Here is a 24,983-nt window from a genome sequence, read left to right as displayed (position 1 = left end):
CTGATCGCTCAGCGGCTTCGGTTTGATCATTGTTATTGCGCGCCCTGCTTGTCGATCAGCGCGGCGAGCATTTCGTACTCTTCGCCGGTCAGATCGGTCAGCGGCGCACGCACTGGGCCCGCGTCATAACCGGCAATCTTGGCCCCGGCCTTGACGATGCTCACCGCGTAACCGGCTTTGCGGTTACGGATGTCCAGGTACGGCAGGAAGAAGTCGTCGATGATCTTGCCGACGGTGGCGTGATCTTCACGGGCGATGGCGTGGTAGAAATCCATCGCGGTTTTCGGGATGAAGTTGAACACCGCCGAGGAGTACACCGGTACGCCCAGCGCCTTATAGGCTGCGGCGTAGACTTCGGCGGTCGGCAGACCACCCAGGTAGCTGAAACGATCACCGAGGCGGCGACGGATCGACACCATCAACTCGATATCACCGAGGCCATCCTTGTAGCCGATCAGGTTCGGGCAACGCTCGGCCAGACGTTCCAACAGCGGCGCGTTCAGGCGGCAGACGTTACGGTTGTAGACCACCACGCCGATATTGACCGACTTGCACACGGCTTCAACGTGAGCGGCAACGCCGTCCTGGCTGGCTTCGGTCAGATAGTGCGGCAGCAGCAGCAGGCCTTTGGCCCCCAGACGCTCGGCTTCCTGGGCGTATTCGATGGCCTGGCGGGTCGAACCGCCGACACCGGCGAGGATCGGCACGCTGGTGGCGCAGGTGTCGACGGCTGTCTTGATGATTTCCGAGTATTCGCTGGCCGCCAGGGAGAAGAACTCACCGGTGCCGCCCGCGGCGAACAAAGCCGAGGCGCCGTACGGGGCCAGCCACTCCAGGCGCTTGATATAGCCAGCGCGATTGAAATCGCCCTGGGCATTGAAATCGGTGACCGGGAAAGACAGCAGACCGGAAGAGAGGATGGACTTCAGTTCTTGTGGATTCATTATTCGAACACCCTGGGTAGCGACGTTGTGTGAAAAACCGTTCAGCCTGCGCTGAAGTTGTAGGTCATCGTACAACTTAAAATACAATCGTCAACTGCATTTCATCGCCAGTGCAAATCCTGTGGGCAAGGGAACCACTGTACGCCACTGAAAACACCTTGAATCACGGGGCTTTCAGGCGCTTTAAGAAAAAATGGATGTGGATTATTTATAAGCCGCTCGTGTGGCACGAGGTCATACGTTGTCGTAATCCCTCTCTCGACAACTGAAAGAATCGAGGAAGCTGTGGTACGGACGCCATTCGTCGTGACTGATATTTCTAACAGTTACGGTCGAAGCGGCCATGGGAGATAAAACGCTCCACGGCCATCAACCTGTGGCCAGACTCGACCAGAAAGAGGCTCGCCATGACGCATCCAGTCCCCGGTCTTAAAGATCTCGCCACCAATGTCGTACTGCTGTCGAAGCTGAAAGGCGCACTGGCAATCAGCATCCCGAATTCGGCTGATATACAACTGGAGCACAATGTCCGTGCCATTTTGGGGGATGATGCCGAGGAACCGGACTGGACCGGTCCCTACGCCCAGTTCGCACGATGGAATGAGGAGTCCGGAGAGGTGGAAAGAGCGCAGGATTTTAGTACGGACGTATCCAAGGATGCGTTAGGGAAATGGGTGAACAAGTTCGTACAGCTACGCTACCAAAGCTGCAACGAGTCAGGTGATGTGACCAGCTCCTACCCTCTCGAGCTACGCATAGAGCCGTAACTCAAGCCGCCGGTTTCAACCGCGCTGCGCCTCAGCCTCTTCATGGGCATGACGCAACCGCTCGCGGCTGTTGGTCAGGTGCAAGCGCATGGCCGCACGCGCCGCATCGGAGTCCTGGCGGGCGATCGCGTCGTAGATCTCTTCGTGCTCGCGGCTCAGGCGATTCATGTAGTGCTGCTGGTCGTCATGGGCCAGTCGCGCGGAGTTGAGGCGAGTGCGCGGGATAATGCTGGTGCCCAGGTGAGTCATGATGTCGGTGAAGTAGCGGTTGCCGGTCGCCAGGGCAATCTGCAGGTGGAACTGGAAGTCCGAGGCCACGGCATCGCTGGCGTGGGAAACACTTTCATTGAGGGCATCCAGCGCCGCGCGCATCAGCGCCAACTGCTCGGGGCTGCGACGTTGCGCGGCCAGGCCGGCGGACTCCACTTCGAGGCTGATGCGCAGTTCCAGGATGGCCAGCACATCACGCAGGGTGACGACGGTCGCCGGGTCGATGCGAAAACCACTCGGGCTCGGGGTATCAAGCACGAAGGTGCCGATGCCGTGACGGGTTTCCACCTGACCGGCCGCCTGCAAACGGGAAATCGCCTCGCGCACCACCGTGCGGCTGACGCCATGGGCATCCATGATCGCCGACTCTGTGGGCAACTTGTCGCCACGCTTGAGGTGACCATCGCGGATCTGCTCGGACAGCACCGTCACCAGTTCCTGAGCGAGGCTGCGGCGCTTGCGAGGGAGGCGTGGTGAGGCGTTCGGGTTTTCCATGGTGAACATCTGTCTCGACAAATTCGGCTGCTGAAACCGCATCATAGCGCAACGCGGTTGTACGATCACCTACAGGGGGCGCGGTGCTTATGCGGTCACGGTCTGATCCACCAGATGGCCGTTCTCGATACGAACATGCCGTGGGTGGAACCGCTTGAGGCTGCTGCGATGCCCGACGCTGACGATACTAAGCCCTGGCAACTCATCGATCAGCGCCTGATACAGCGACGCTTCGTCTTCTTCATCCATCGCTGAAGTCGCTTCGTCCATGTACAGCCATTGCGGGGCGTAAAGCAGCGCACGGGCAAAGGCCAGGCGTTGCTGTTCACCCGGCGACAACATGCGCTGCCAGTGATTGGCTTCGTCGAGGCGCGCCACCAGGTGCGGCAGGCGGCAGGTTTCCAGGACGTGCACGTAGCGCTCATTCGGATAGGTATCGCCGGCCTGTGGATAACTCAGCGCCTCACGCAGTGTGCCGATCGGCAAGTAAGGTTTTTGCGGCAGGAACAGATAGCGCGCCGCTGGCAGGCGAATACTGCCGTGCCCCGCAGGCCACAGGTGCCCCATCGCCCGCAGCAAGGTCGACTTGCCGCTGCCTGAACGACCGCTGAGCATTACGCGCTCACCCTCTTGCACGGTCATGTCGCCATTGGTCAACAGGTGGCGACCGTCAGCCAGGTCGAGGCCGAGGTTGTGCACCTTCAAGGCTGATCCCGAGTTCTGCACGTCGATGGCCGGGGCGCGTTGCTCGTTGTCCGTCATCGCCTGACGGAAGCTGAGCAGACGATCGCAGGTGGCGCGCCATGAGGCGAGGCTCTGGTAGGCGGTAATAAACCAGCTGAAGCTGTCCTGGACATTGCCGAACGCCGAACTGATCTGCATCAGCTCGCCCAGTTCGATCTTGCCCGACAGGTAACGCGGCGCGGCAACCATGAAGGGAAAGATGATGGCCGCCTGCTCGTAACCGGACGTGAAGAAGGTCAGGCGCTTGGACACCTTCATGATGTCCCAGAAATTGTGCCAGACCATCGAGAAGCGATGGGTCAAGCGGCGGTTCTCGTTGGGCTCGCCGTTGTACAACGCGATGCTTTCAGCGTTCTCGCGAACCCGTACCATGGAAAAACGCAGGTCGGCTTCGAAGCGTTGCTGGCGGTTATTCAGGCCGATCAACCGGCGACCGATCAAATGCGTCAGCCAGCTACCTACCACCGCGTAGACCAGTACGCACCAGAACATATAGCCGGGAATGGTCACACCGAACACTTCGATGCTCCCCGAAACACCCCAGAGGATGATCGAGAACGACACCAGGCTGACGATATTGCGCAGCAGCCCAACGCCCAGGCTCAAGGTGTCGGAGGTAAAATTGTTGAGGTCTTCGGAAATGCGCTGGTCCGGGTTATCGGTGTAACCGCCCTGCTCCAGTTGGTAATAGTTCTTGTTGCTCAGCCAACGAGCGAAATGTTTTTCGGTGAGCCACGCCCGCCAGCGAATCGTCAGCATCTGTGTCAGGTAGAGCCGGTACACCGCACCGATAATCGCCACCGCGGCAATCGCGCAGAAATACAGGATCAGCCGCCAGAATGCCGCCTCGTCCTTTTGCTGCAAGGCATTGTAGAAATCCTTGTACCAGGTGTTGAACCACACCGAGATCCCCACCCCCATCAACGACAGCGCAATCACTGCGATCAGCAACGTCCAGGCCTTGACCTTTTCTTCACTGCGCCAGTAAGGCGTGATCATCGCCCAGACTTTTCGGAAAAACTGCCCGCGCACAACATCATTGACCGCGGAGTACTCAGCGTTCTGATTCATGGATAAGGCTCGATAAGAAAAAGTACATGCACGAACCGATCATAGATGATCGGTTCGGTTTGTCGCGAGGAGCGGCCCGCATTCGTTCAGCGCTGGTTCAGCGACGAACCGGGCGCTTCTGCAGTTTGCGCTGCAGCGTGCGGCGGTGCATGCCCAGGGCGCGGGCGGTGGCGGAGATGTTGCCTTCGTGCTCGGTCAACACGCGTTGGATGTGTTCCCACTGCAGGCGGTCCACGGACATCGGGTTTTCCGGCACCAGGCTGTCGAGGTCGGCGTGTTCGGACAACAGCGCGGCCAGCACGTCGTCGGCGTCGGCCGGTTTGCACAGGTAGTTGCAGGCGCCACGCTTGATCGCCTCCACGGCGGTGGCGATGCTCGAATAACCGGTGAGGATCACCACGCGCATTTCCGGGTCCATTTCCAGCAGCTTGGGCAGCAATACCAAACCGGAATCGCCATCCATTTTCAGGTCCAGGGCGGCATAGTCCGGCAGGTCGGCCTGGGCGATGGTCAGCCCCTCTTCAGCGGAACCGGCAGTGCTGACGCGGAAGCCACGGCGGGCCATGGCGCGGGCCATCACCCGGGTAAAGGTCGCGTCGTCGTCGACCAGCAGCAAATGCGGCAGTTCTTCGCCTTCGACTTGGATTTCGTCACTCATGTTGGTCTCCTCGGGCGCCGTGGGGCAGGCGCAGCTCGGTGAGCGTGCCGCCTTCCTCATGACTGTAGAGTTTCACTGAGCCGCCGGCGCGTGTCACGCTGGCCTTGCTCAAAAACAGGCCCAGGCCGAAACCTTTGCCCTTGGTGGTAAAAAATGGCTTGCCGATCTGCTCGGCGATGGCCAGCGGCACACCGGCACCGTGGTCGCGGATGCTGATGGTCAAATCCTCTGCATTCCAGTCCAGGGTAACTTGCAGCCCCTCGGGACAGGCATCCGCCGCGTTGTTGAGCAAATTGAGCAACGCCTGGGTCAGGTCCGGCGGCGGCGCCATGCGCGGCACCGTGCCCTGGCCAAGGCGCTGGAAGCGATAACTGGCTTCCGGGCGCATCAGGTGCCAGCGATTGAGCGCTTCGTCGAGCCAGTCGGTGACGTCCTGCATCTCCACCGCCAGCCGGCGATTGGCTTCCGCCGCTCGAACAAGCTGCTGCAAGGTCTCTTTGCACAACTTGACCTGGTCCTGCAGCACCTTCAGGTCATCCTGCAGCATCGGGTCAGGATGGTCCTGTTGCATCTCCTTGAGCAACACGCTCATGGTTGCCAGCGGTGTACCCAACTCATGGGCAGCGCCCGCCGCCTGGGTGGCGACTGCCAGCAGTTGCTGGTCGCGCAGGCCTTCTTCCCGGCGGATGGCCCGCAACTCTTCCTGGCGACGCAGCTCTTCGGCCATGCGCGCGGCGAAGAACGTGATGACTGCCGCCGCCAGGGCGAAGCTCAACCACATCCCGTACACCTGCAGGTTTTCCCGGGCGATCGGGAAGGTTTGCAGCGGATAGAAGCGTGCGAGCAGCAAGGTATACAGGGTCAAGGCGATGCCCGACAGAATCACCGAGTAACGCCATGGCAAGGTCACTGCCGCGATGGTCAGCGGCACCAGGTAATAAGAGACGAAGGGGTTGGTCGACCCCCCCGAGAAATACAGTAATGCGCTGTGGATAAACAGATCGCAGGCCAGTTGCACCGCGTATTCGAGCTCGGTGACCGGCCAAGTGGTGCGCAGCCGAATGGCCGTGAAAGCACACAGCAGCATCGAACAGCCGAGCGTCGCGGCCAGTTGGAACCAGGGCAGTGGCAGCAGTTCGAGCCAGTAGGCCAGGCCTACGGAACCGGCTTGAGCGGCCAGGACCAAGGTGCGGATAAACGTCAACCGCCAGAGATTCTGGCGCGTGGCGGAAGTAATTTGGACGGGGGCGAGCATGAGCTCTCCTGATGAGCGCTCCAGGCGGATCGACGGGAGTATAACCAAGCGCGGGGGCTGACAGGCGAAAGTGCGGCAAACGGCCACATGTAGGAGCGAGCACGCTCGCGATGATCGTCAACGATAACGCTGGGAATCTGGCACCCCGCGGTGCTCTCGGGTTCATCGCGAGCATGTTCGCTCCTACAGGGGGTGATGTACACCTGTATAGAAGTTGTAACTGTGCGAACCAGATCATCAACGCTAGAGTCTGATGGGTTCACGCAGGGACACAACCTGCGCACCCACTTAGGAGCCTTCATGCACACATTCCGCCGTAGCGCCGCCCTCCTCGCCCTGAGTGCCGGCACTCTCGCCGCCCTTCCGGCCCTGGCCGCCGACGAGCTTCATTACAACCAGATTTCCCTGCGCGCCGAAGTCAGCCAGGAAGTGGCTCGCGACCTGATGATCGTGACCCTCTACACCGAAGAGCAGAATACCGACCCGGCCAAACTTGCCGCGGACGTCAGCACCACCATGAACAAGGCCCTGGCTCAGGCCAAGCAGGTCAAGGACATCACCCTGCGTCAGGGCAGCCGCAACAGCTACCCGATCTACGACACCAAGGGTCAGAAGATCACTGGCTGGCGCGAACGCGCTGAACTGCGCCTGGAAAGCTCGGACTTCGCCGCACTGTCGAAGCTGACCGGCGAACTCCTCACCGACCTGAAAATGGGCGGCATGGACTTCGCCATCGCCACGCCAACCCGCAAAGCCAGCGAAGACGCCCTGCTCAAGGACGCCGTTAGCGCCTTCAAGGCCCGTGCCCAATTGGCCACCGACGCCCTGGGTGGCAAGGGCTACAAAATCGTCAACCTGAACCTCAACAGCAACGGTTATCCACAACCGTATATGCGCGGGCCGATGATGATGAAAGCCGCCAGCATGGATGCCGCTCCAGTGACGCCGGAAGTGGAAGCCGGCACCAGCCAGGTCAGCATGACGGCCGATGGCTCGATTGAAGTGCTGATGCCTTGATTCGATGACATGAATTACAAAAACGGCGATCACTCAACTGATCGCCGTTTTTTTTGCGCCCCCTGCAGGAACTGACGCAGTCTCGGGCGCGTTCGGGCGATCTTTTGATCTTGTTCTATGCTCTCAAGGACATTTCAGTGGCGACCGAAAGATCGCAGCCTGCGGCATCTCCTACAGAGATGTCGTACAAGCCGAAATGAAAAGTTGCACCTTGTACAACTCGCACCTTGCGATCAGTACCCGTGCAACGATAACCACTTCGATTAACCGCCACACACCCCTCAAGGACGGGGTATAAATAGGTAACACCTTGCCCCACCCACGGGCACCCCAAGGCTTCAACGCACCAAAAAAGTGCGCCAGTTGCACTACAAAAAGGCCGCGCAAACGATCAAATGCGTCGAGTTTTATACAATTGCGACATTAAGGTACGTTCGTGCCACTGTTTAAGGCTTGTAGTCGCTCTGGATCTTGCATTGGGTATGGCCCCTGCATAAGTATCCGCAGGCACGACTCACGAGGTCGTCCTCAAAATCAAAAATGACAACAAATCATGAGGCCACCATGCTTAAACACGCGGTCATTCCGTTTTTAGTCGGCGCCAGCCTTTTGGCTAGTGCGCCGTTCGCTCAAGCTGCGACTAACCTGGTGTTCTGCTCCGAAGGGAGCCCGGCCGGTTTCGATCCAGGTCAATACACCACCGGAACCGACTTCGACGCCTCTGCCGAAACCATCTTCAACCGCCTGACCCAGTTCGAGCGCGGCGGCACCGCCGTAATTCCTGGCCTGGCGACCAGCTGGGACGTCTCCGATGACGGCCTGACGTATACCTTCCACCTGCGTGACGGTGTCAAGTTCCACACCACCCCGTATTTCAAGCCGACCCGCGAATTCAACGCCGACGACGTGCTGTTCACCTTTAATCGCATGATTAGCAAGGATGACCCGTTCCGCAAAGCGTACCCCACCGAATTCCCGTACTTCACCGACATGGGGATGGACACCAACATCACCAAGATCGATAAAGTCGACGACAAGACCGTCAAGTTCACCCTCAAGGACGTCGATGCCGCGTTCATCCAGAACATGGCCATGAGCTTCGCCTCGATCCAGTCCGCCGAATACGCCGCCCAGCTACTGAAAGAAGGCAAGGCCGCCGACATCAACCAGAAGCCGGTCGGCACTGGTCCGTTCGTGTTCAAGAGCTACCAGAAAGATTCCAACATCCGCTACACCGGGAACAAGGACTACTGGAAGCCGGACGACGTCAAGATCGACAACCTGATCTTCGCCATCACCACCGACCCGTCGGTACGTATCCAGAAACTGAAGAAAAACGAATGCCAGGTCACCCTGTTCCCTCGTCCAGCCGACCTGAAAGCGCTGCGCGAAGACAAGACCCTGAAGCTGCCTGACCAGGCTGGTTTCAACCTGGGCTACATCGCCTACAACGTGATGGACAAGGTCAAGGGCAGCAATGAGCCAAACCCGTTGGCCCAATTGAAAGTGCGCCAGGCACTGGACATGGCAGTCAACAAGCAACAGATCATCGACTCGGTGTACCAGGGCGCTGGCCAACTGGCCGTCAACGCCATGCCTCCGACCCAGTGGTCCTACGACACCACCATCAAGGATGCGCCGTACAATCCTGAGAAAGCCAAAGAGCTGCTCAAGGAAGCCGGCGTCAAGGACGGCACCGAAATCGTTCTCTGGGCCATGCCGGTACAGCGTCCGTATAACCCGAACGCCAAGCTGATGGCAGAAATGCTGCAGTCCGACTGGGCGAAGATCGGCCTCAAGGTCAAGATCCAGAGCTACGAATGGGGAGAGTACATCAAGCGCTCCAAAGGCGGCGAGAACCAGGCGATGCTGATTGGCTGGAGCGGTGACAATGGTGATCCGGACAACTGGCTGAACGTGCTGTTCGGTTGCGACTCGCTGGAAGGCAACAACTTCTCGAAATGGTGCTACAAGCCGTTTGACGACATCGTCAAGCAAGCCAAGCGCACTTCGGATCAAGGCAAGCGCACCGAACTGTACAAGCAGGCGCAACACATCCTTAAAGACCAGACGCCGATGACACCTATCGCTCACTCGACGGTGTTCCAACCCATGCGCGCCAATGTGCAGGACTTCAAGATCAGCCCGTTTGGCTTGAACTCCTTCTACGGCGTCAGCGTCAGCAAATAAGGTTTGGTAACGGCGACGTCCATGACGTCGCCGTTACTTTGCCGACCGAGAAAGCAGGAAATTACCTACATCCAAATCGCCCACTGACTACAGGCGGGTGCTAGGACGCGTCGTCTTTTCCCACAAGTCTTTCGGACTTTTCGTATTTACTGCCGGACCCACGGTGCCTACCGTCGGGATCTGACCAGCGAATGCGTGGGCCCTCGGTTTTCTTGCTGCACGCCATGACTGGAACCAGTGACCCTCCCCGTCTGCGCACGGGACGAAGGCTCATTGACACAACACTGAACAAGAGAGAGAGCGTCATGCGTCATACCTTGGTTTTATCCGCATTGCTGGGCACTGGCCTGTTGGCCGCCACGTCCATGAGTCAGGCTGCCTCCAACAGCCTGGTGTTCTGTTCCGAAGGCAGTCCCGCCGGTTTCGACACTGCGCAGTACACCACCGCGACCGACAACGACGCCGCCGAACCGCTGTACAACCGCCTGGCAGAGTTTGAAAAAGGCTCAACCAACGTCGTACCCGGCCTGGCCACCAGTTGGGATATTTCCGAAGACGGTCTCACGTACACCTTTCACCTGCGCCCAGAGGTGAAGTTTCATACAACCAAGTACTTCACACCGACCCGCGACTTCAACGCCGATGACGTGCTGTTCACGTTCAATCGCATGCTCGACCCGCAGCAACCTTTCCGTAAGGCTTACCCGACCGAATTCCCCTATTTCAACGGGATGAGCCTGAACAAAAACATCGCCAAGGTCGAAAAGACCGGGCCGCTGACCGTGGTCATGACGCTCAACAGCGTGGACGCCGCGTTCATCCAGAACATCGCCATGAGCTTCGCCGCGATCCTCTCCGCCGAGTACGCCGACAAGCTGCTCGCCGAAGGCAAGCCGAGCGACATCAACCAGAAGCCGATCGGCACCGGGCCGTTCGTGTTCAAGAGTTACCAGAAAGACTCGAACATCCGCTACACCGGTAACAAGCATTACTGGGACCCGAGCCGGGTCAAGCTCGATAACCTGATTTTCGCCATCAACACCGACGCTTCGGTGCGCGTGCAGAAACTCAAGGCCAATGAGTGCCAGATTACCCTGCACCCACGCCCTGCCGACGTCACCGCGCTGAAAAACGACCCCAAGCTGCAATTGATCGAAAAGCCCGGTTTCAACCTCGGCTACATCGCCTACAACGTCCGTCACAAGCCATTCGACCAGCTCGAAGTGCGCCAGGCGCTGGACATGGCGGTGAACAAGCAAGGCATTCTCAATGCCGTTTACCAAGGTGCAGGGCAACTGGCGGTCAACGCCATGCCGCCGACCCAATGGTCCTACGATGAGACAATCAAGGACGCTGCCTATAACCCGGAAAAAGCCAAGGAACTGCTCAAGGCTGCCGGCGTGAAGGAAGGTACCGAAATCACCCTGTGGGCCATGCCCGTACAGCGCCCCTACAACCCCAACGCCAAGCTGATGGCCGAAATGCTCCAGGCTGACTGGGCGAAGATCGGCCTCAAGGTCAAGATCGTCAGCTACGAATGGGGCGAGTACATCAAGCGCACCAAGAATGGCGAGCACGACATCAGCCTGATCGGCTGGACCGGTGACAACGGTGACCCGGACAATTGGCTCGGCACGCTGTACAGCTGCGATGCCATCGGCGGCAACAACTACTCCATGTGGTGTGATCCGGCTTACGACAAGCTGATCAAGCAGGCCAAGGTCGTGACTGACCGCGACCAACGCACCCTGCTCTACAAACAGGCGCAGCAGTACCTCAAGCAGCAGGTACCGATCACGCCGGTCGCACACTCGACGGTCAATCAGCCGTTGAGCGCCAAAATCGAAGGGTTCAAGGTCAGCCCTTTCGGTCGCAACGTTTTCTCGGGTGTCAGCATCGAAAAATAAAACCGTGTAGCTGAAAACGCTTGGGGGCGCATTGCGCCCTCCCGCAAGCGTATTGCCGTAATTCGCCAATTTGGCACCAGGCAAACGTTTGCAACGCGTCAATGAGTTCAAAAGCAAATAGCCGAACCACCAAAAAAGGCCGGCATTAATAATAGAAACCAAGGAGCTTCACCCATGAAACTGAGCAGCACCGCGCTACTGGCCCTGGCCATCAGCAGCATTACCGCCACGGCATACGCTGAAACCCAGAGCCAGGCGTACACCCCGGTGACCGTGAATGAGAAAAGTGCCCAGAGCGAAGCCACCGGCTTTCTCGAAGGCCAGTCGATCACCGGCACCACTCGCAACTGGTACGCCAACGAACAACTGAAGCGGGGCGCCAATTTCGCTTACAAGAAAAATGGTGTTTCAACGCCAACTGACCGCCGTATCAACTGGGTCCAGGGCACGATCCTCAAGTACAACTCGGGCTTCACCGAAGGCACCGTTGGCGTCAGCACTGAAGTGGCGGCCTACAACGCCATCGCCCTGGACCAGGACCGCAAGGACCTGGCGTCCAACAACGGCGGCGCACCGGGCACTCGCCCAGGCGCAGGCAACAACCGTACCCTGACCGAAGAAGGCGGCGACGCCGTTGGCCAGTGGAGCAAGTTGGGCCTGGCGAACGTCAAGGCACGTATTTCCAACACCACCCTGACCGCCGGTCGTCAGAACTTCAGCAGCCCGATGGTCGACGTCATCGGCAACCGTGCGCTGCCTTCGAGCTTCCAGGGTGTGGCGATCCACAGCGAAGAGCTGAACAACCTGGCGTTCGACCTGGCCACCTTCGATCGCAATTCACCGCGTACCGAACAAAGCCAGCGCAAATTCCGCACCGAATACGCCAATGGCATCGTTGAAACCGACCACGTCTACACCGGCGGTATCACCTACACCCCGTTCGCCAGCCTGACCACCAGCCTCTGGGCCACCCAGGCCGAAGACATCTGGAACCAGTACTATTTCGGCGCCACCCACGTACTGGGCGACAGCCAGGTACTGAGCCTGACCACCGGCCTGAACTACTACAAGACCCAGGAAGAAGGTAAGGCGCTGATCGGCGACATCGACAACGACACCTATTCCCTGTCGTTCGGCCTGACCCACCAGGCTCACAGCCTGACCTTCTCGTACCAGGAAGTGAACGGTAACGAGTACTTCGACTACCTGCACGAAACGAACGGCATCTACCTGGCCAACTCCCTGCTGTCGGACTTCAACGGTCCGAACGAGAAGTCGTTCCAGGTTGCCTACGGCTTGAACATGGCCGAATACGGCGTACCAGGCCTGAAGTTCAACATCTACCAGGCGCGCGGCTGGGGCATCGACGGCACCCACTACACCGGCAACAAAGGTGTGGCCGACAAAGGCTACGACGGCATCCAGTCGCAAGACGGCGAACACCATTACGAATACGGCATCGGTGCCACCTACGCTGTACAGAGCGGCCCGTTCAAGGCCACCACTATTCGTGGTACCTACACCGCGCACCGCGCCAGTGAAAACCAGGCTGATGGCAGCATCAACGAGTTCCGTCTGGTGACCACGGTTCCGTTCAACATTCTGTAAATACGCCAACCCGACGGCCGGCTCGTGACCAGTCGGCCGCCAGGTTTTCCAAACCAACCGATTGCAGAGGGTTCTTGATGAAAATGCTTCCCCTACGAGCGGCCATCGCGGCCGCGTTACTGAGTGTCGCTGTTGGCGTATCGGCCAAACCCCTGGTGGTTTGTACCGAAAACAGCCCCGAAGGCTTCGACATGGTCCAGTACACGACTGCAGTCACAGCCGATGCGGTGGCCGAGACCATCTTCAATCGCCTGGCGGACTTCAAGCCTGGCACCACTGATGTGATTCCGGCACTGGCCGAATCCTGGGACATCAGCGAAGACGGCCTGACCTACACCTTCCACCTGCGCCAAGGCGTCAAGTTTCACACCACCGAATACTTCAAGCCCACCCGCGACATGAATGCCGACGACGTGGTCTGGAGCTTCCAGCGTCAGCTGGACCCGAACCACCCGTGGCACAAACTGTCGAGCGTAGGCTTCCCGTACTTTGAAAGCATGGGCTTCAAGGAACTGCTGAAAAACGTCGAGAAGGTCGACGACAACACGGTCAAATTCACCCTGACCCGCCGCGAAGCACCGTTCCTGGCCGACATTGCCATGGCGTTCTCCTCGATCTACTCCGCCGAGTATGCCGACCAACTGCTCAAGGCCGGCAAGACCGGTGAACTGAACAACAAGCCGATCGGCACCGGCCCGTTCGTCTTCCAGCGCTACAACAAGGACGCCCAGGTTCGCTTCAAGGCCAACCCGGACTACTTCCGTGGCAAGGCGCCGGCCGACTCGTTGATCTTCGCCATCGCCACCGACAACAACGTGCGCCTGCAAAAGCTCAAGGCCAACGAATGCCAGGTTGCGCTGTATCCAAAGCCGGATGACATTCCGAGCATCAAGAAAGACGCCAAGCTGAAGGTTGATGAACTGAATGCGATGACCGTCGCGTACATCGCCATCAACACCCAGCACAAATACCTGAGTGACGTGCGCGTACGTAAAGCCATCGACATCGCCTTCGACAAGGAAGCGGCCGTCAACGCGCTGTTTGGCAAAGGCAATGCGACCGCGGCAGTCAACCCGTTTCCGGACACCCTGCTGGGCTACAACCACGACATGAAGAACCCTGTCCGTGACCTGGACAAGGCCCGCGCCCTGCTCAAGGAAGCCGGCGTGCCGGAAGGCACCGTGTTCACGCTGTTCACCCGCAACGGCGGCGGTGCGACCAACCCCAACCCCATGCTCGGCGCGCAGATGATGCAGGCTGACCTGGCCAAGATCGGGATCAAGATCGACATCCGCGTCATGGAGTGGGGCGAAATGCTCAAGCGCGCGAAAAACGGCGAGCACGATATGGTTTCCGCCGGATGGGCGGGCGATAACGGCGACCCGGATAACTTCCTGACGCCTATGCTCAGTTGCGAGGCGGCAAAGAACGGCGAAAACTACGCACGCTGGTGCAATGAAAAATTCCAGGCCCTGATCGACCAGGCCCGTGAAAAAACCGACCCGGCCGAACGTGCAGCACTGTACGAACAGGCTCAGGTTATCTTTAACCAGGACCAGCCATGGATCAGCCTGGCGCACACTAGAATGTTTACCGCAATGCGCAACAACGTAGAGGGCTACCACATTAGCCCCCTCACCACGAATAACTTCGCCACCACCCAGGTGAAGTAGATAAGAAACTCCCGGCATTCCAGACCCAGGCATGCCGGGCACGCCTAACCGGCTGATGAGGTACACCTTACGATGTTTAGTTTTATTGCCCGCCGACTGGGGTTACTGATCCCCACGTTCTTCGGCATCACCCTGCTGACTTTCGCGTTGATTCGCATGATCCCTGGCGACCCTGTGGAAGTCATGATGGGCGAACGCAGAGTCGACCCGGAAATGCACGCTCAGGCAATGGAACGCCTAGGTCTGAACAAACCCCTGTATGCCCAGTACCTGGATTACATCGGCAAACTGGCCCACGGCGATCTCGGGGAATCCCTGCGTACCCGTGAAAGCGTCTGGAACGAGTTCACCTCCCTATTCCCCGCGACCTTGGAACTGTCCATGGCCGCCCTGTTGTTCGCCGGTATCCTGGGCCTGCTGGCCGGGGTGATCGCGGCACTCAAGCGAGGGTCCCTGTTCGACCATGGGGTGATGGGTGTCTCCCTGGCGGGATACTCGATGCCGATCTTCTGGTGGGGCCTGATCCTGATCATGTTCTTCTCGGTCTCCCTGGGCTGGACCCCGGTGTCCGGGCGGATCGACCTGCTCTATGACATCGAGCCGCGAACCGGCTTCATGCTGATCGACACGCTGCTGGCCGATGACGTCGGCGCGTTCTTCGATGCCCTGCACCACCTGATCCTGCCGGCCATCGTGCTCGGCACCATCCCGCTGGCTGTTATCGCGCGGATGACCCGTTCGTCGATGCTCGAAGTGCTGCGTGAAGACTACATCCGTACCGCCAAGGCCAAGGGCCTGTCGCCGTCGCGCGTGGTGTTCGTGCACGGTCTGCGTAATGCGTTGATTCCGGTGCTGACCGTAGTCGGCCTGCAAGTCGGCACCCTGCTGGCGGGCGCGGTCCTGACCGAGACCATCTTCTCCTGGCCGGGCATCGGCAAATGGCTGATCGAAGCCATTGGCGCCCGGGACTACCCGGTCGTGCAAAACGGCATCCTGTTAATCGCCTGCCTGGTGATTCTGGTCAACTTCGTAGTGGACATCCTCTACGGCTTTGCCAACCCACGCATCCGTCATCAGCGCTGAGGTCAAACCCCATGAGCACTCCAACATCCTCAGTAGCCACCACCACGTCCGCCGTGGATCAAAGCCTGCTGTATCCGTCGCCGTACAAAGAATTCTGGCAAGCGTTTTCCAAGAACAAAGGTGCCGTCGCCGGCCTGATGTTCATGCTGCTGGTGATTTTCTGCGCCATCTTCGCCCCGTGGGTTGCACCCCATGACCCGAGCGAGCAGTACCGCGACTTCCTGCTCACCCCGCCAGCCTGGCTGGAAGGTGGGCAGATCCAGTTCTTGCTGGGTACCGATGAACTGGGCCGCGACCTGCTGTCGCGCCTGATCCAGGGTTCGCGCCTGTCGCTGCTGATCGGTTTGTCGTCAGTGGTGATGTCGCTGATCCCGGGGATCCTGCTGGGCCTGTTTGCCGGCTTTTTCCCCAAAGCGGTCGGCCCGACCATCATGCGCCTGATGGACATCATGCTGGCCCTGCCGTCCCTGCTGCTGGCCGTGGCGATCGTCGCCATCCTCGGCCCTGGCCTGATCAACACCGTGATCGCCATCGCCGTGGTGTCCCTGCCGTCCTATGTTCGCCTGACCCGCGCCGCGGTCATGGGCGAGTTGAACCGCGACTACGTGACCGCCGCGCGCCTGGCCGGTGCCGGCCTGCCGCGTCTGATGTTCGTCACCGTGCTGCCCAACTGCATGGCGCCGCTGATCGTTCAGGCGACCTTGAGTTTTTCGTCTGCGATTCTCGATGCCGCCGCCCTGGGCTTCCTCGGCCTTGGCGTACAACCGCCAACCCCTGAGTGGGGCACCATGCTGGCCTCGGCCCGCGACTACATCGAACGCGCCTGGTGGGTCGTCAGCCTGCCTGGCTTGACCATTTTGCTCAGCGTGCTGGCAATCAACTTGATGGGTGACGGCCTGCGCGATGCGCTGGACCCGAAACTCAAGAACGCCGCCTGAGGAGATTCCAATGTCACTGCTAGAAATCAAGAATCTCAACGTTCGCTTCGGCGACAAGAACGCTACGCCCGTGGTCGATGGCCTCGACTTGAAAGTCGACAAGGGCGAAGTGCTGGCCATTGTTGGCGAGTCGGGTTCGGGCAAGTCCGTGACCATGATGGCGCTGATGGGCCTGATCGAGCATCCAGGTATCGTCACCGCCGACTCGCTGAGCTTTGACGGCAAGGACATGCTCAAGCTCAACAATCGCCAGCGTCGTCAAATCGTCGGTAAAGACCTGTCGATGGTCTTCCAGGACCCGATGACCGCGCTGAACCCGAGCTACACCGTCGGTTTCCAGATCGAAGAAGTGCTGCGCCTGCACCTGAAAATGTCCGGCAAGCAAGCGCGCAAACGCGCCATCGAACTGCTGGAAAAAGTCGAAATCCCGGGCGCCGCCAGCCGTATGGACGCCTACCCGCATCAACTGTCGGGTGGCATGAGCCAGCGCGTTGCGATCGCCATGGCGATTGCCGGCGAACCGAAACTGCTGATCGCCGACGAACCGACCACCGCACTGGACGTGACAATCCAGGCGCAGATCATGGACCTGCTGCTGGCGTTGCAGAAAGAGCAGAACATGGGCCTGGTGCTGATCACCCACGACCTCGCGGTCGTGGCTGAAACCGCCCAGCGCGTGTGCGTGATGTACGCCGGCCAAGCGGTCGAAGTCGGCCAGGTGCCGCAACTGTTCGACATCCCGGCCCACCCGTACAGCGAAGCGCTGCTCAAGGCGATCCCAGAACACAGTCTGGGCGCCTCGCGCCTGTCGACCCTGCCGGGCATCGTCCCGGGTCGCTACGACCGTCCGCAAGGCTGCCTGCTCTCGCCGCGCTGCCCGTACGTGCAGGACAACTGCCGCGTGCAGCGTCCAGCCCTTGACCCGAAAAGCAACAGCCTCGCCCGCTGCTTCTACCCGCTGAACCAGGAGGTGGCGTAATGGCCGTCGTTCTTACCGCCCGCGACCTGACCCGTCACTACGAAGTGTCCCGTGGCCTGTTCAAGGGTCACGCCACCGTACGCGCCCTCAACGGTGTGTCGTTCGAGCTGGAAGCCGGCAAGACCCTCGCCGTCGTGGGTGAGTCGGGCTGCGGCAAATCCACCCTGGCCCGGGCCCTGACCCTGATCGAGGAACCGTCCTCCGGGTCCCTGAAAATCGCCGGCCAGGAAGTCGCCGGCGCCGACAAGGCCCAGCGCAAGCAACTGCGCAAAGACGTGCAGATGGTGTTCCAGAGCCCCTACGCGTCGCTGAACCCTCGGCAGAAAATCGGTGATCAACTGGCCGAGCCTTTGCTGATCAACACCAACCTGTCGGCCACCGAGCGTCGCGACAAGGTCCAGGCGATGATGAAACAGGTGGGGTTGCGCCCTGAGCATTACCAGCGTTATCCGCACATGTTCTCCGGCGGTCAGCGCCAGCGGATCGCCCTGGCTCGCGCCATGATGCTGCAACCGAAAGTGCTGGTGGCGGACGAACCGACCTCGGCGCTGGACGTGTCGATCCAGGCGCAGGTGCTGAACCTGTTCATGGATTTGCAGCAAGAGTTCAACACTGCCTACGTGTTCATCTCCCACAACCTGGCGGTGGTGCAACACGTCGCCGATGACGTGATGGTGATGTATCTCGGTCGCCCGGTAGAAATCGGTCCGAAAAACGACATCTACGCGCGTCCCCTGCACCCGTACACCCAGGCCTTGCTGTCGGCCACCCCAACCATTCACCCAGACCCCAGCAAGCCGAAGATCAAGATTGTCGGCGAGTTGCCCAACCCGTTGAACCCGCCGCCCGGCTGCGCCTTCCACAAGCGCTGCCCGTATGCGACTGAGCGTTGCAAAACCGAAGAGCCAGCCCTGCGCCCTCTCGATAATCGTCAGGTGGCTTGCCACTATGCCGAGCAGTTCGTGCACGGCGCGGCATAAAAATGTGGGAGCGGGCTTGCTCGCGAAAGCGGTCTATCAGTCGACAACGATAGCGACTGACACGCTGCCTTCGCGAGCAAGCCCGCTCCCACAGGGATTTTGCTCGTTCATCCAACCCCTTCTATTTCGATTGCGCATTAATCGGGAGAGACGGGGTTTTCTTTTGTCTGCGATTTACGTCTGGCTGTCACCTTCTTCATCATCGGAGTCCGGCTCATCGGTGGTCGAGTCATCATCGTTGTCGGCACCACCCTGCCCCTTATCGCCCGGTTCCGATTCGGACTTGGCGATCATCAGATCACCATGGGTTCCCTGCCCGCTCGACGCCTGGGTTTCGTGATCCTCGCATTCGGCCCAGACCGCAGAGCTGCCGAGTGCCAGCATCAGCAAAACCTTCAACAGCAACACAATGCGTAGCAACCTGTTCATAGTCGAATCCATCCTTTTGCAGGTGAAATTTCTGTGCCTGGCTGGCGCTCTGTGAAATCTAGTTCCGATCAGCCGGGTTCTCCAGATAGGACGCTAACGGCTGGGCGGAAATGCCGTGGACAGGGAGAATGGTTGGCAATAAGCGTTATGCCGAAAAGATCAAACGATCGCAGCCTTCGGCAGCTCTCACGCAGAGCGTGGGAACGATCGGGCCCCCAACAAAAAACCCCGCAGCTTTCGCAACGGGGTTTTCGGTGTTTCAAGTCAACGCTTAGTGGTGCTCACGCGTTGCACGGAATTTCACGTCCGGCCAGCGTTCTTCCATCAGTGCCAGGTTGACCCGGGTCGGCGCGAGGTAGGTCAGGTGACCACCGCCGTCCAGTGCCAGGTTTTCCACGGCCTTGTTGGAGAATTCCTCAAGCTTCTTCTTGTCGCTGCATTCGATCCAGCGCGCGGAGTACACGGTGATCGGCTCGTAGGAGCACTCGACCTTGTATTCCTCCTTCAAGCGGCTGGCGACCACGTCGAACTGCAGCACACCGACGGCGCCGAGGATGATGTCGTTGCTGCGCTCCGGGAAGAAAACCTGGGTCGCACCTTCTTCGGCCAATTGTTGCAGGCCCTGGCGCAGTTGCTTGGATTTCAGCGGGTCCTTGAGGCGTACGCGGCGGAACAGTTCCGGGGCGAAGTGCGGGATGCCGGTAAAGCCCAGGACTTCGCCTTCGGTGAAGGTGTCGCCGATCTGGATGGTGCCGTGGTTGTGCAAACCGATGATGTCGCCGGCAAACGCTTCTTCCAGTTGCTCACGCTCGGAGGAGAAGAACGTCAGCGCATCGCCGATCCGCACGTCCTTGCCGGTGCGCACGTGGCGCATCTTCATGCCTTTTTCGTACTTGCCGGAGCAGATACGCATGAAGGCGATACGGTCGCGGTGTTTCGGGTCCATGTTCGCCTGGATCTTGAAGATGAAGCCCGAGAACTTCTCTTCCACCGGCTCCACGGTACGCTCGTTGGCCACTCGTGCCAGCGGGCGCGGCGCCCAATCAACGACGGCGTCGAGAACGTGATCGACACCGAAGTTACCCAATGCAGTACCGAAGAACACCGGGGTCAGTTGACCGTCGAGGAATTCCTGCTGGTTGAACTCGTGGCAGGCGCCCTGCACCAGTTCCAGTTGCTCGATGAAGCGCTCGTACTCGTCACCCAAGTGGGCGCGGGCTTCATCTGAATCGAGCTTCTCGATGATCTTGGTTTCGGTGCGTTCGTGACCGTGACCGGCGGTGTAGACAATGATGTAGTCGTCGGCGAGGTGGTACACGCCCTTGAAGTCACGGTAGCAGCCGATCGGCCAGGTGATCGGCGCAGCCTTGATCTTGAGGACCGCTTCGATTTCGTCGAGCAGTTCAATCGGGTCGCGAATGTCACGGTCGAGTTTGTTGATGAAGCTGACGATCGGCGTGTCACGCAGACGGCAGACGTCCATCAGGGCGATGGTCCGTGGCTCAACGCCCTTGCCGCCGTCGAGGACCATCAAGGCCGAGTCCACTGCCGTCAGGGTGCGGTAGGTGTCTTCGGAGAAGTCTTCGTGGCCCGGGGTGTCGAGCAGGTTGATCATGTGCTCGCGATACGGGAACTGCATGACCGACGTGGTAATGGAAATACCACGTTGCTTTTCCATTTCCATCCAGTCGGAGGTGGCATGGCGGTCGGACTTACGAGATTTCACCGTACCGGCTACCGCAATCGCCTTGCCCATCAGCAAGAGCTTCTCAGTGATGGTGGTCTTACCGGCATCGGGGTGGGAAATAATGGCGAAAGTGCGGCGTTTCGCGACTTCGGCGGCCTGTTTGGTCATGGGAAATCGCCTGGCAGGTGATTCAAAAAAGGGCGCAGATTATAGCCCAACTTGATTCAATAACCGAACCGTTGAGCACATTAGGGGTGGCCAAATGATTCTTCAGATGGGAACCTTTTAATACACGGAGACGTCCACTCCCCCGTAACGACCACTCGTCGGGGGCTTGAAATACCTGCAAAGCGGCCTGACGAGGCTGTGCTCATGGCTCAATAGCCGTACGCCTCCCCCTGTAGGAGCGAGCAAGCTCGCGATGGACGTTAACGACAACGCTGGGTACTTGAATGTGCGCGTTGTCTGAAGGTTTTTCGCGAGCATGCTCGCTCCTACAGGGGACCGCGCCCGGCATGAGCTGCTTCTCGCGATCATTTTTTCGGCAGCCAGGAATGGCGTTGCCACACGAGAAAGTGTTCGCCGACTGAAAAAAAGGAGTCCGCCTGTGGCTATTCGCTATGGCAAAGGGCTGATAGGAGGCGCGCTGGTAATCGCCCTTCTGGCCCTGCTGGTCCACTGGATCGGCATCAACACGATCGAACACTACCGCGACGATTTGTTGTTTTACCTGCAAGCTCATCTGATTCTCGTCCTCGCTTCCATGCTGGCCGCCCTCATTGTGGGCATTCCTGCCGGCATCTTCCTCAGCCGCCCGACCATGGTTGGACGCGCCGAACGCTTCATGCAGGTCTTCAACATCGGCAACACCGTGCCACCTCTCGCCGTACTGGCCATTGCCCTGGGCGTCCTTGGCATCGGCAGCGGCCCCGCGATATTCGCCCTGTTCCTCGCTTCATTGTTGCCGATCGTGCGCAACACCTACGAAGGCCTGAAAAATGTTCAGGGTTCGCTCAAGGAAGCGGCCGTCGGCATCGGCATGACCCCGTCTCAGGTGCTGTGGCGGGTCGAACTGCCCAATGCCGTGCCGATCATCATCGGCGGCGTGCGCGTCGCCTTGGCGATCAACGTCGGGACGGCGCCGCTGGCGTTCCTGATCGGTGCCAACAGCCTGGGCAGCCTGATCTTCCCAGGCATCGCCCTGAACAACCAGCCGCAACTGCTGCTGGGTGCGGCCTGCACCGCCCTGCTGGCGTTGCTGCTCGACGGCCTGGTGACACTCGCCAGCCGTCTCTGGCTCGAACGCGGTTTGCGCCCGTCTTAAGCCCCGGCAAAGGAATCATCATGAAAACATCAAGCTTTTTACTAGGCTGCATGCTGCTGTTCGCAGGATTTGCCCAAGCCGCGGATAAACCCGTTATCCGCATCGGCGCCCGGGTATTCACCGAGCAAACCCTGCTCGCGGAAATCACCTCTCAATACCTGCGCGCCAAGGGTTATGACACCCGGGTGACCGGTGGATTGGGCAGTAACCTGGCCCGCAGCGCCCAGGAAAGTGGCCAACTGGATCTGATGTGGGAATACACCGGCGTGTCGCTGGTGGCCTACAACCATGTCACCGAAAAACTCGACAGCGCACAGTCCTACACCAAGGTGAAAGAACTCGACGCGAAAAAAGGCCTGATTTGGCTCACTCCGTCGAAGTTCAGCAACACATACGCATTGGCGCTGCCGGAAAAAACCGCAAAGGCCTACCCGCAGATCAACTCCATCAGCGAACTGAACACCGTGATGCAGGCTGAGGCGAAAACCAATCACCTTGTCGCGCTGGACACCGAGTTCGCCAACCGTTCCGACGGTCTGGACGGCATGGTCGACCTCTACGGCATGAACCTGACCCGCAAAAACATCCGCCAGATGGATGCCGGGCTGGTCTACACCGCCCTGCGCAATGGCCAGGTGTTCGCAGGCCTGGTCTACACCACCGACGGTCGCCTGAACGCCTTCAAGCTCAAGTTGCTTGAAGACGACAAGCACTACTTCCCGGACTACACCGCTGCGCCAGTGGTGCGTCAGGATTACCTCGATGCCCATCCGCAACTGGCGCAAGAGATCAAGCCGCTGGCCGAACTGTTCGATGACGAAACCATGCGCCAGCTCAACGCGCGGGTCGATGTCGATCACGAAAGCCCTTCGTCCGTTGCCGCAGATTTCCTGCGCCAGCATCCAATCAAATAAGGAGGAAAAGCCATGGAATTTATCAACGCCTTTTCCCACCTCGACTGGGCACAGGTACTGCACCTGACCGGGCAACACATCACCCTGGTCGGCATCGCCGTGACCTTGGCGATCGTGGTCGGCGTGCCGCTGGGCGTCCTGATGACGCGCTTTCCGACGCTCGCCGGGCCGCTGCAGGCCAGCGCCACCGTGCTGCTGACCGTACCATCGATTGCCCTGTTCGGCCTGCTGCTGCCGTTCTACTCGAAATTCGGCCAGGGCCTGGGCCCGATGCCGGCCATCACCGCGGTGTTCCTGTATTCGCTGCTGCCCATCATGCGCAACACCTACCTGGCCCTGACCAACGTCGAACCGGGCATCCGCGAAGCCGCGCGCGGTATCGGCATGACCTTTGGCCAGCGCCTGCGCATGGTCGAACTGCCGATTGCCGTGCCGGTAATCCTTGCCGGCGTGCGCACCGCCGTGGTCATGAACATCGGCGTGATGACCATTGCCGCGACCATCGGCGCCGGTGGCCTCGGCGTGCTCATCCTCGCTTCCATCAGCCGCAGCGACATGTCGATGCTGATTGTCGGCGCCGTGCTGGTCAGCCTGCTGGCCATCTTCGCCGACCTGCTCCTGCAATGGCTGCAACGCTCGCTGACTCCTAAAGGACTGCTCAAATGATCGAACTTCAAAACCTCAGCAAGACCTTCCAAAGCAACGGCAAAGACGTGAAAGCCGTGGACTCGGTGAGCCTGACCGTCAATGAAGGCGAGATTTGCGTGTTCCTCGGGCCTTCGGGCTGCGGCAAAAGCACCACGCTGAAGATGATCAACCGCCTGATCACACCGACCTCGGGCAAGATCCTGATCAATGGCGAAGACACCACCGGTCTCGATGCAGTGACCCTGCGCCGTAACATCGGCTATGTGATCCAGCAGATCGGTCTGTTCCCGAACATGACCATCGAGGAGAACATCGTGGTGGTGCCGAAACTGCTCGGCTGGGACAAACAGAAATGCCACGACCGCGCCCGCGAGTTGATGAGCATGATCAAGCTCGAACCCAAGCAATACCTGCATCGCTACCCTCGGGAATTGTCCGGTGGCCAGCAACAGAGGATCGGCGTGATTCGCGCGCTGGCCGCTGATGCACCGCTGTTGCTGATGGACGAACCGTTCGGCGCAGTCGACCCGATCAACCGCGAAATGATCCAGAACGAATTCTTCGAGATGCAGCGGGCGCTGAACAAAACCGTGATCATGGTCAGCCACGACATCGACGAAGCCATCAAGCTCGGCGACAAGATCGCGATTTTCCGCGCTGGCAAACTGCTGCAGATCGACCACCCGGATACCCTGCTGGCCCACCCGGCTGACGACTTTGTCAGCAACTTCGTCGGCCAGGACAGCACTCTCAAGCGCCTGTTGCTGGTCAAGGCTGAAGACGCGGCGGATAACGCCCCGTCCGTCAGCCCGGAGACCTTGGTGGCCGAGGCGCTGGAACTGATGGACGAGCATGACCGGCGTTATGTCGTGGTCACCGACGGTGAGAACAAGGCGCTGGGTTATGTACGACGCCGCGACCTGCACCGTCAGACCGGTGCCTGCGCGCAGTACTTGCGCGAGTTCAACGCTACGGCGGCCTACGACGAGCATTTGCGTATCCTGCTGTCGCGCATGTATGAGTTCAATCGAGCGTGGCTACCGGTGATGGATGCCGAACGAGTGTTTCTGGGCGAGGTGACGCAAGAATCGATTGCCGAGTATCTGAGCTCCGGCAAGTCACGTGGCGGCAAGACCCAAATCGTTTCGCCGGCCGAAACTGTGTCGGCCTGATAGCCTGCTTCAACCGACCGCGTTCAACCGATGGAGGGGGGTAATAGGCTGCTTTATATTTTAGGAGCTGCCCCCTATTAGAAATAGAAAACTCTCACAAAAACACAATTTCCATTCTTTTTAACTCTTAAAACTAACACTTCAGATAGTTTCAACACCTTTCGACTCGTGACACCATCAGTCCGGATTCAAACAAAATATCTGAATCACAACAGCTTGCTCGAGTGACC

The 24,983-nt window shown here is 59.4% G+C and carries 21 protein-coding genes; 14 read left to right on the top strand and 7 right to left on the bottom strand.

The features are described from left to right. Nucleotides 1–32 precede the first annotated feature (32 nt). The gene (gene kdgD, locus AC3WWR_RS05210; protein ID WP_020796617.1) at nt 33–944 is read right to left on the bottom strand and encodes a 5-dehydro-4-deoxyglucarate dehydratase; all 912 of its coding nucleotides are present in this window, start codon (nt 942–944) and stop codon (nt 33–35) included. 407 nt (nt 945–1,351) lie between these two features. On the opposite strand from kdgD, the gene AC3WWR_RS05205 reads away from it, so the two are divergent. After that, entirely contained in the window at nt 1,352–1,711 is a 360-nt protein-coding gene (locus AC3WWR_RS05205) for a hypothetical protein (RefSeq protein WP_042955293.1), read from the top strand. A 15-nt stretch (nt 1,712–1,726) separates the two neighbouring features. Here the strand turns inward: AC3WWR_RS05205 and AC3WWR_RS05200 are convergent, their stop codons facing one another. The 4 genes from AC3WWR_RS05200 to AC3WWR_RS05185 form a co-directional block, all read right to left on the bottom strand. Then, complete coding sequence (locus tag AC3WWR_RS05200) at nt 1,727–2,476, bottom strand: FadR/GntR family transcriptional regulator (protein ID WP_042955306.1); 750 nt, start codon at nt 2,474–2,476, stop codon at nt 1,727–1,729. Between the two features lie 87 nt (nt 2,477–2,563). Next, entirely contained in the window at nt 2,564–4,291 is a 1,728-nt protein-coding gene (locus tag AC3WWR_RS05195; RefSeq protein WP_033040125.1) for an ABC transporter ATP-binding protein/permease, read from the bottom strand. A gap of 97 nt (nt 4,292–4,388) precedes the next feature. Then, complete coding sequence (locus AC3WWR_RS05190) at nt 4,389–4,949, bottom strand: response regulator transcription factor (RefSeq protein ID WP_008057484.1); 561 nt, start codon at nt 4,947–4,949, stop codon at nt 4,389–4,391. Then, nucleotides 4,942–6,204, bottom strand: a complete 1,263-nt coding sequence (locus AC3WWR_RS05185; protein ID WP_020796613.1) for an ATP-binding protein — start codon at nt 6,202–6,204, stop codon at nt 4,942–4,944. Before AC3WWR_RS05185 ends, AC3WWR_RS05190 begins: the two co-directional genes overlap by 8 nt. Nucleotides 6,205–6,504: 300 nt before the next feature. Here AC3WWR_RS05185 and AC3WWR_RS05180 point away from each other — a divergent pair, with 300 nt between their 5' ends. The 9 genes from AC3WWR_RS05180 to AC3WWR_RS05140 all read left to right on the top strand — a co-directional run bounded on the left by AC3WWR_RS05180 (nt 6,505) and on the right by AC3WWR_RS05140 (nt 18,579). Further along, nucleotides 6,505–7,221 carry an SIMPL domain-containing protein gene (locus AC3WWR_RS05180; RefSeq protein ID WP_020796612.1) on the top strand — a complete coding sequence of 239 codons (717 nt, stop codon included), beginning with the start codon at nt 6,505–6,507 and terminating at the stop codon, nt 7,219–7,221. Between the two features lie 564 nt (nt 7,222–7,785). Beyond that, on the top strand, nt 7,786–9,411 hold the full coding sequence (locus AC3WWR_RS05175; RefSeq protein ID WP_492598539.1) for an ABC transporter substrate-binding protein: 1,626 nt from the start codon (nt 7,786–7,788) through the stop codon (nt 9,409–9,411). A gap of 305 nt (nt 9,412–9,716) precedes the next feature. Beyond that, nucleotides 9,717–11,318: an ABC transporter substrate-binding protein gene (locus tag AC3WWR_RS05170; protein ID WP_020796610.1), complete on the top strand. Its 1,602-nt coding sequence runs from the start codon at nt 9,717–9,719 to the stop codon at nt 11,316–11,318. 174 nt (nt 11,319–11,492) lie between these two features. After that, on the top strand, nt 11,493–12,926 hold the full coding sequence (locus AC3WWR_RS05165) for an OprD family porin (RefSeq protein ID WP_020796609.1): 1,434 nt from the start codon (nt 11,493–11,495) through the stop codon (nt 12,924–12,926). Nucleotides 12,927–13,003: 77 nt separating this feature from the next. Beyond that, nucleotides 13,004–14,599, top strand: coding sequence for an ABC transporter substrate-binding protein (locus tag AC3WWR_RS05160; protein WP_083348220.1), 1,596 nt, complete (start codon nt 13,004–13,006; stop codon nt 14,597–14,599). A gap of 72 nt (nt 14,600–14,671) precedes the next feature. Beyond that, on the top strand, nt 14,672–15,682 hold the full coding sequence (locus AC3WWR_RS05155; RefSeq protein WP_020796606.1) for an ABC transporter permease subunit: 1,011 nt from the start codon (nt 14,672–14,674) through the stop codon (nt 15,680–15,682). An 11-nt stretch (nt 15,683–15,693) separates the two neighbouring features. Beyond that, on the top strand, nt 15,694–16,620 hold the full coding sequence (locus AC3WWR_RS05150) for an ABC transporter permease subunit (RefSeq protein WP_020796605.1): 927 nt from the start codon (nt 15,694–15,696) through the stop codon (nt 16,618–16,620). A gap of 10 nt (nt 16,621–16,630) precedes the next feature. Further along, complete coding sequence (locus AC3WWR_RS05145) at nt 16,631–17,599, top strand: ABC transporter ATP-binding protein (RefSeq protein WP_020796604.1); 969 nt, start codon at nt 16,631–16,633, stop codon at nt 17,597–17,599. Then, nucleotides 17,599–18,579 carry a peptide ABC transporter ATP-binding protein gene (locus AC3WWR_RS05140; RefSeq protein ID WP_020796603.1) on the top strand — a complete coding sequence of 327 codons (981 nt, stop codon included), beginning with the start codon at nt 17,599–17,601 and terminating at the stop codon, nt 18,577–18,579. Before AC3WWR_RS05145 ends, AC3WWR_RS05140 begins: the two co-directional genes overlap by 1 nt. A gap of 174 nt (nt 18,580–18,753) precedes the next feature. Here AC3WWR_RS05140 and AC3WWR_RS05135 read toward each other — a convergent pair whose 3' ends face one another. Together AC3WWR_RS05135 and AC3WWR_RS05130 are read right to left on the bottom strand one after the other, a co-directional pair. Next, nucleotides 18,754–19,008 (bottom strand): hypothetical protein, encoded by a 255-nt coding sequence (locus AC3WWR_RS05135; protein WP_033040114.1) that lies wholly within the window; start codon nt 19,006–19,008, stop codon nt 18,754–18,756. A gap of 271 nt (nt 19,009–19,279) precedes the next feature. Continuing rightward, the gene (locus tag AC3WWR_RS05130; protein WP_033040112.1) at nt 19,280–20,863 is read right to left on the bottom strand and encodes a peptide chain release factor 3; all 1,584 of its coding nucleotides are present in this window, start codon (nt 20,861–20,863) and stop codon (nt 19,280–19,282) included. Between the two features lie 439 nt (nt 20,864–21,302). Between AC3WWR_RS05130 and AC3WWR_RS05125 the strand changes: the two genes are divergently transcribed. The 4 genes from AC3WWR_RS05125 to AC3WWR_RS05110 are packed head-to-tail and all read left to right on the top strand — an operon-like array spanning nt 21,303 to nt 24,753. Beyond that, on the top strand, nt 21,303–22,019 hold the full coding sequence (locus AC3WWR_RS05125; RefSeq protein WP_033040109.1) for an ABC transporter permease: 717 nt from the start codon (nt 21,303–21,305) through the stop codon (nt 22,017–22,019). A 20-nt stretch (nt 22,020–22,039) separates the two neighbouring features. After that, nucleotides 22,040–22,933: a glycine betaine ABC transporter substrate-binding protein gene (locus tag AC3WWR_RS05120; RefSeq protein WP_020796559.1), complete on the top strand. Its 894-nt coding sequence runs from the start codon at nt 22,040–22,042 to the stop codon at nt 22,931–22,933. A gap of 12 nt (nt 22,934–22,945) precedes the next feature. After that, a complete protein-coding gene (locus tag AC3WWR_RS05115; protein WP_020796558.1) occupies nt 22,946–23,599 on the top strand; it encodes an ABC transporter permease in 654 nt (217 codons plus the stop codon). Further along, entirely contained in the window at nt 23,596–24,753 is a 1,158-nt protein-coding gene (locus tag AC3WWR_RS05110) for an osmoprotectant ABC transporter ATP-binding protein OsmV (protein WP_020796557.1), read from the top strand. The genes AC3WWR_RS05115 and AC3WWR_RS05110 overlap by 4 nt, the downstream gene beginning before the upstream one ends. Nucleotides 24,754–24,983: the final 230 nt, after the last annotated feature.

This window comes from Pseudomonas sp. EB271-G4-1, assembly GCF_058791355.1.
The sequence above is the reverse complement of the archived record's forward strand: the minus strand, read 5'-3'. Positions and strand labels throughout refer to the sequence as shown.

Coding starts and splice junctions, on each gene's coding strand:
- kdgD (WP_020796617.1), bottom strand. CDS start 944: ATGAATCCACAAGAACTGAAGTCCATCCTCTCTTCCGGTCTGCTGTCT.
- AC3WWR_RS05205 (WP_042955293.1), top strand. CDS start 1,352: ATGACGCATCCAGTCCCCGGTCTTAAAGATCTCGCCACCAATGTCGTA.
- AC3WWR_RS05200 (WP_042955306.1), bottom strand. CDS start 2,476: ATGGAAAACCCGAACGCCTCACCACGCCTCCCTCGCAAGCGCCGCAGC.
- AC3WWR_RS05195 (WP_033040125.1), bottom strand. CDS start 4,291: ATGAATCAGAACGCTGAGTACTCCGCGGTCAATGATGTTGTGCGCGGG.
- AC3WWR_RS05190 (WP_008057484.1), bottom strand. CDS start 4,949: ATGAGTGACGAAATCCAAGTCGAAGGCGAAGAACTGCCGCATTTGCTG.
- AC3WWR_RS05185 (WP_020796613.1), bottom strand. CDS start 6,204: ATGCTCGCCCCCGTCCAAATTACTTCCGCCACGCGCCAGAATCTCTGG.
- AC3WWR_RS05180 (WP_020796612.1), top strand. CDS start 6,505: ATGCACACATTCCGCCGTAGCGCCGCCCTCCTCGCCCTGAGTGCCGGC.
- AC3WWR_RS05175 (WP_492598539.1), top strand. CDS start 7,786: ATGCTTAAACACGCGGTCATTCCGTTTTTAGTCGGCGCCAGCCTTTTG.
- AC3WWR_RS05170 (WP_020796610.1), top strand. CDS start 9,717: ATGCGTCATACCTTGGTTTTATCCGCATTGCTGGGCACTGGCCTGTTG.
- AC3WWR_RS05165 (WP_020796609.1), top strand. CDS start 11,493: ATGAAACTGAGCAGCACCGCGCTACTGGCCCTGGCCATCAGCAGCATT.
- AC3WWR_RS05160 (WP_083348220.1), top strand. CDS start 13,004: ATGAAAATGCTTCCCCTACGAGCGGCCATCGCGGCCGCGTTACTGAGT.
- AC3WWR_RS05155 (WP_020796606.1), top strand. CDS start 14,672: ATGTTTAGTTTTATTGCCCGCCGACTGGGGTTACTGATCCCCACGTTC.
- AC3WWR_RS05150 (WP_020796605.1), top strand. CDS start 15,694: ATGAGCACTCCAACATCCTCAGTAGCCACCACCACGTCCGCCGTGGAT.
- AC3WWR_RS05145 (WP_020796604.1), top strand. CDS start 16,631: ATGTCACTGCTAGAAATCAAGAATCTCAACGTTCGCTTCGGCGACAAG.
- AC3WWR_RS05140 (WP_020796603.1), top strand. CDS start 17,599: ATGGCCGTCGTTCTTACCGCCCGCGACCTGACCCGTCACTACGAAGTG.
- AC3WWR_RS05135 (WP_033040114.1), bottom strand. CDS start 19,008: ATGAACAGGTTGCTACGCATTGTGTTGCTGTTGAAGGTTTTGCTGATG.
- AC3WWR_RS05130 (WP_033040112.1), bottom strand. CDS start 20,863: ATGACCAAACAGGCCGCCGAAGTCGCGAAACGCCGCACTTTCGCCATT.
- AC3WWR_RS05120 (WP_020796559.1), top strand. CDS start 22,040: ATGAAAACATCAAGCTTTTTACTAGGCTGCATGCTGCTGTTCGCAGGA.
- AC3WWR_RS05115 (WP_020796558.1), top strand. CDS start 22,946: ATGGAATTTATCAACGCCTTTTCCCACCTCGACTGGGCACAGGTACTG.
- AC3WWR_RS05110 (WP_020796557.1), top strand. CDS start 23,596: ATGATCGAACTTCAAAACCTCAGCAAGACCTTCCAAAGCAACGGCAAA.